Raw genomic sequence first — 4,537 nt, forward strand, 5'->3', positions numbered from 1 at the left:
CCGATTGGCAGGGCGTTGTCGTTGAAGTCGTATTCGGGATGATGAAGGGCGGCGGTCATGCCGTTGCCCATGAAGATGAAGGCGCCGGGGCACGCCTTCAGCATGTAGGAGAAATCTTCCGCAGCCATTATGGGTGCGATGTCGCGCTGCACGGCGGCATCTCCAGCAACGCGTGCTGCCGCGTCACCGAGAATGCGGGCGTGGGCGGGATGGTTCACGGTCGGCGGATAGCCACGCCGGTATTCTAGTTTGACGCTGGCGCCAAATGCCTCGGCTATGCAGGTGGCCATTGCGCCGACTCGGCTCTCAACCTTGTCGCGGCTGCTCTCTGACAGAGTGCGGACAGTGCCCTTCAGCACGACCTCGGACGGGATGACGTTGTAGGCATCGCCCGCGTGGATGGACGTGACCGAAAGCACGACCGGGTCAATGGGATCGACGCTCCTTGAGACGATCGTCTGCAGTGCGCTGACCACGTGGTTGGCGACCGAGATCGGATCGATGGTTTCGTGAGGCCGGGCCGCGTGTCCGCCCTTGCCTAGGATCTTGATGTCGAAGCGGTCGGATGCGGCGAGCATTACGCCGCCCGATAGGGCGAAAGTCCCGACCTCCATACCGGGCATGTTGTGGAGTGCGTAGACCTCCTCGATGCCGAAGCGTTCGAAGAGGCCGTCCTCGAGCATTACCTTGGCGCCGCCACCTCCCTCCTCGGCAGGCTGGAAAATCGCCACCACGGTGCCGGAAAAGGCGCGCGTCGAGGCAAGATGCTTCACGGCGCCAAGCAGGATCGCCATATGCCCGTCATGCCCACAGGCGTGCATGCGTCCGTGCGCCGTCGAGGCGTAGGGCAGACCGGTTGCCTCAAAGATAGGCAGAGCGTCCATGTCGGCACGGATGCCGATGGTGCGACTCGCCGGTGCGGTTCCGCCCCGGATGACCGCAACGACCCCGCTTCGACCGATGCCGGTCGCGACCTCGTCGCACCCAAAGCTGCGGAGGAGGTCGGCGACGCGTGCGGCCGTGCGGTCGACGTCAAACAGAAGCTCAGGATAGCGATGAAAATCGCGGCGCCAAGCCGTCGCTGCCGTTATGAGATCCTTGTCCGGCATCATCCCGGCGATGCGAGCCTGTGGGGGCAGAGGTAGGGGGCTCTGCACATCAAAAGCACCCAGCGTCGATTGCGTCGGGTCAGGATGGAGACGAGCGGGCGTCATCAGATCTCGCTTTCAAAAATCCGGAACGTCTCTGTGAGAAGCTCCATGAAAAGGCCGATTTCCGGCTCGGTTATGATGAGCGGTGGAGCTGCCATGAACCACTCCCCGAACTTTCCGCTCGCGGCGCGGCGCGAATAAATATGGAGGCCAAGATCGCGGGCGATCTCCGAGACGCGGTAAGACGCTTGCCTAGCGGCGGGGAAAATAGCCTTGGTGGCTTTGTCTTCGACGATCTCTACTGCGTTCAAAAGCCCTATGCCGCGCACGTCGCCAATAGTTGTGCTTCTGTCCTTCAATGCGTTTAGCTTTTGACGAAGGATGACGCCCATGCGCTGGGCATTTTCCATCAGATTCTGGTTCACCAACTCACTGAGAACCGCAACTCCGATCGCCGAGGAAAGGGGATTGCCGGAATAGGTGTGTCCGTGAAGGAAGCCGCCGGACTCCACGACCTTGTCGACGATCCTGTTGGGGGCGATCATCGCGCCAAGCGGCGTGTATCCGGCGCTCAAGCCCTTCGCGCAGGCGACGAGGTCGGGCAGGGCGTCCGGCCAGTGATGGGCGGCCAAGAAGGTTCCAGTTCTGCCGGCACCACACATCACCTCGTCGAAGATCAGTAGAACGCCGTAGCGGTCGCAAATCTTTCGGACCTTGGAATAATAACTGTTCGGCGCGACCAATGCGCCGGTGGCGACGCCGCCGACCGGCTCCATGATGAAAGCGAGTACGGTGTCCTCACCTTCCGCAAGAATCTGTCTTTCGAGCTCGTCCGCGCAGTGATCGGCATAGGAATGGACGTCGTAGCCATCGGGGATTCGATAGCTCAATGGTGCCGGGATCTTGGGCATTACCCGCATAATCGGGCCGAACATTTGGTCCCGATCCGGGTCGCCGGTGACTGCAGCGGCGCCGAGCGTCGAGCCGTGATAACCAGGCATACGCGCAAGGACCTTTGAGCGCTTCGGTTGACCCGTGACCACGGCGTATTGACGTGCAAGCTTGAGGGTTGATTCGATGGCCTCTGAACCGCCGGAGACAAGAAAAGTCTGGTCAAATCCCGGGCCCGCAAGCTCCGCGATCATCCTGGATAGCGTTTCGGTCGCCTCGCTGGTGAACGCCGTGCGAACGACATAGCTAAAGCGCTTCGCTTGTTCGATCATGGCGTCGCGTACGCGCTCGTTGCCATGGCCGATGTTGGCGGCGACTGCGCCGGACGACCCGTCGAGATAGCGCTTGCCGTCGGTATCCCAGAAGAAGATGCCTTTGGCATGCGAAATCATGGGTGTTTTGGTGACGCCGCGGCCGGCATAGAAGGCCCCTCCAGAAGACTCCTTTTGAACGGGCTTGGGCTGTGTGCTCTGTGTGGACATCTTCATCTTGTTCCTGATTTGTTAGTTTCGGAAGGGAGGACGGCCTCTTCAGCGCCGCCGCACCTATGCGCGACACTCACGCCACGGCGCAGGATTTAAGTGCGTCACGGACGGAAAGAGACTCAAGTTCGAGGAGGGATTCCTTCAAACGCACAGCATTCGCTTCACCGAACACGGGCTTCACGAGAGTGAGGAACTTGGCTTCCACCTGCGCCGGTCCGAAAGCGGGTCCGCCGGGGGCGCCCGTCGGAACGTCGGCCTCGGCTGAGAGAGTTTCGCCATTCTCGAGAGTGACACTGACGCGGGCAGGCAGGCGCTTTTCCGCATAGAACTTCTCGTCGGCGCCGGCGAGGGTCGAAAGACTTATTCGCGACGCTGTTTCTTGGAGGTCCTTGTCCGCCAAGTCGTCTTCGCGCAGGCCCGTCGCGGACGACTTGTCGTGCAGTTCGAGAGCGAGCGCATAGGGGATATGGAACGCGGCCTCGACGGTCGATTGCGGCCAAGGGCCGTTGAAGTCGCGGACGAACTCGCTCACCGTTTCAACGTGAATGCCCTTGATGTCGGCGTGGCTAAAACGGTGGCGGCTCAGCAACGCGCGCAAGCAGTCAACCGCCGTGTGGATCCAGCGGCAGACGCCAAACGGCTTGAAGCCGGTCTCGAGGATAAAATAGCGCTCGCCCCACCTATCGAGCATGTCTCCGGGTTCAAAGCGGTCGGACCCGGCCATGGCCCAGAACCCGTCATCGCCGTCAAAGATGGTGCGATTGCCGTGGAAACCGGCGCGTACAAGGTCGACCGCCGTGATGGCGCCCTTGTTCGCCCATCCGTAATTGTTCTTCAAAAGGCTCATCGGCCGCGAGTGGAACTTGCGCAGAAAGGGGAGTGGGGCATGCATTGGGGTCAGGCCGTAGGCATCCACGATCTGCGTGGCGGTAAACCGGTACAACAGGCTTGCCGCGGTGCAGGCGCCGAAGATTTGCCAAGTGGCGTAACCCTTGACCTGGCGGTCGCGGTCCTCGCTGGGACGCATGGCGGTGCCAAGGCGCAGGGACATTTCGTAGCCGCCGACAATCGCTGTAATCAGCTCCTTGCCGGAGCTGCCCACGTCTTCGGCGACGGCGAGAGCGGCCGGGATAATCGACGCGCCTGGATGGCCGAAGAGGATGTAGGAATCGTCGAGGCTCAACATGCTGACGCCATGCGCGTTGGCATGGGCCGCATTAGCGGGATGGAAGCGCAGCGACGTGCCGAAAACGGTGCTGGGGCCACCTGAATCGATGCGCCCCAGGTAGGGTGTCATCTGATGGGCCCCGCGCGTCGTGCTTCCCGCAATCATGCAGCCTACATGATCGAGGACGAGAAGCTTCGCCTTGTCGCATACGTGTGCCGGCAACTCGTCATATGTGAGGTTGGCGACCATATTGGCGACGTCTCGTGTCAGCGACATGTTTTCGAATCCCATTGAAGAATGCAAAGTAAAATGGATCTACCGGCCTATGGGCCGCAGCCCCAGTCTTTGGGGGGGTGGTTAGTTCTGGATCCAGGCGTTCCAGCGGTTGATAAGCATTGCCTTGTTTGCGTTGATCCACTCGGCGTCCGGAACCACCATTTCGGAACTGATCTGCTCGGCGGTCGGCATGTTGGCACGCGCTTCCGCGCTCATGTACTGGAGCGCTTCCGTACTCGGCGGCGTACAGGCCAGGGCTTCGCAAATCTTCCCCTGCACTTCAGGCGAATCCAGGAAGAACTTCAGCAGTTCAAGCGCTTCCGCCTTGTGGGGCGCGCCCTTCACAACGGCGTAGCGATCGCCCACCAGAAGCACTCCATCATATGACCATGCGATGGGCTGTCCTTCGTTCTTGAGCGCGGTGGTGCGGGTCAGCCACATGAAGCCGGCATCATATTCCCCGTTGCGGAAGCCCTGTGTCGTCTGGTCACCCGTCGTCCGCCACA

At 61.1% G+C, this 4,537-nt stretch carries 4 protein-coding genes; all 4 read right to left on the minus strand.

Features of this window, described 5'->3' with window-relative positions; translation table 11 throughout:
- A partial coding sequence (locus HNQ71_RS34440; protein WP_184879587.1) for a M20 aminoacylase family protein occupies positions 1-1,109 on the minus strand: 1,109 nt, incomplete at its 3' end.
- A gap of 104 nt (positions 1,110-1,213) precedes the next feature.
- Positions 1,214-2,590, minus strand: coding sequence for an aminotransferase family protein (locus HNQ71_RS34445; RefSeq protein ID WP_184879579.1), 1,377 nt, complete (start codon positions 2,588-2,590; stop codon positions 1,214-1,216).
- A 70-nt stretch (positions 2,591-2,660) separates the two neighbouring features.
- Positions 2,661-4,031: an MmgE/PrpD family protein gene (locus tag HNQ71_RS34450; protein WP_184879582.1), complete on the minus strand. Its 1,371-nt coding sequence runs from the start codon at positions 4,029-4,031 to the stop codon at positions 2,661-2,663.
- Positions 4,032-4,112: 81 nt separating this feature from the next.
- Positions 4,113-4,537: extracellular solute-binding protein (locus HNQ71_RS34455; RefSeq protein ID WP_184879584.1), on the minus strand; the 425-nt coding region annotated here is incomplete at its 5' end.

Source organism: Mesorhizobium sangaii (assembly GCF_014207355.1).
GTDB lineage: Bacteria > Pseudomonadota > Alphaproteobacteria > Rhizobiales > Rhizobiaceae > Mesorhizobium > Mesorhizobium sangaii.

Excerpts from the sequence above, each read along its gene's own strand:
- HNQ71_RS34445 (WP_184879579.1), bottom strand. The coding sequence starts at position 2,590 with ATGAAGATGTCCACACAGAGCACACAGCCCAAGCCCGTTCAAAAGGAG.
- HNQ71_RS34450 (WP_184879582.1), bottom strand. The coding sequence starts at position 4,031 with ATGTCGCTGACACGAGACGTCGCCAATATGGTCGCCAACCTCACATAT.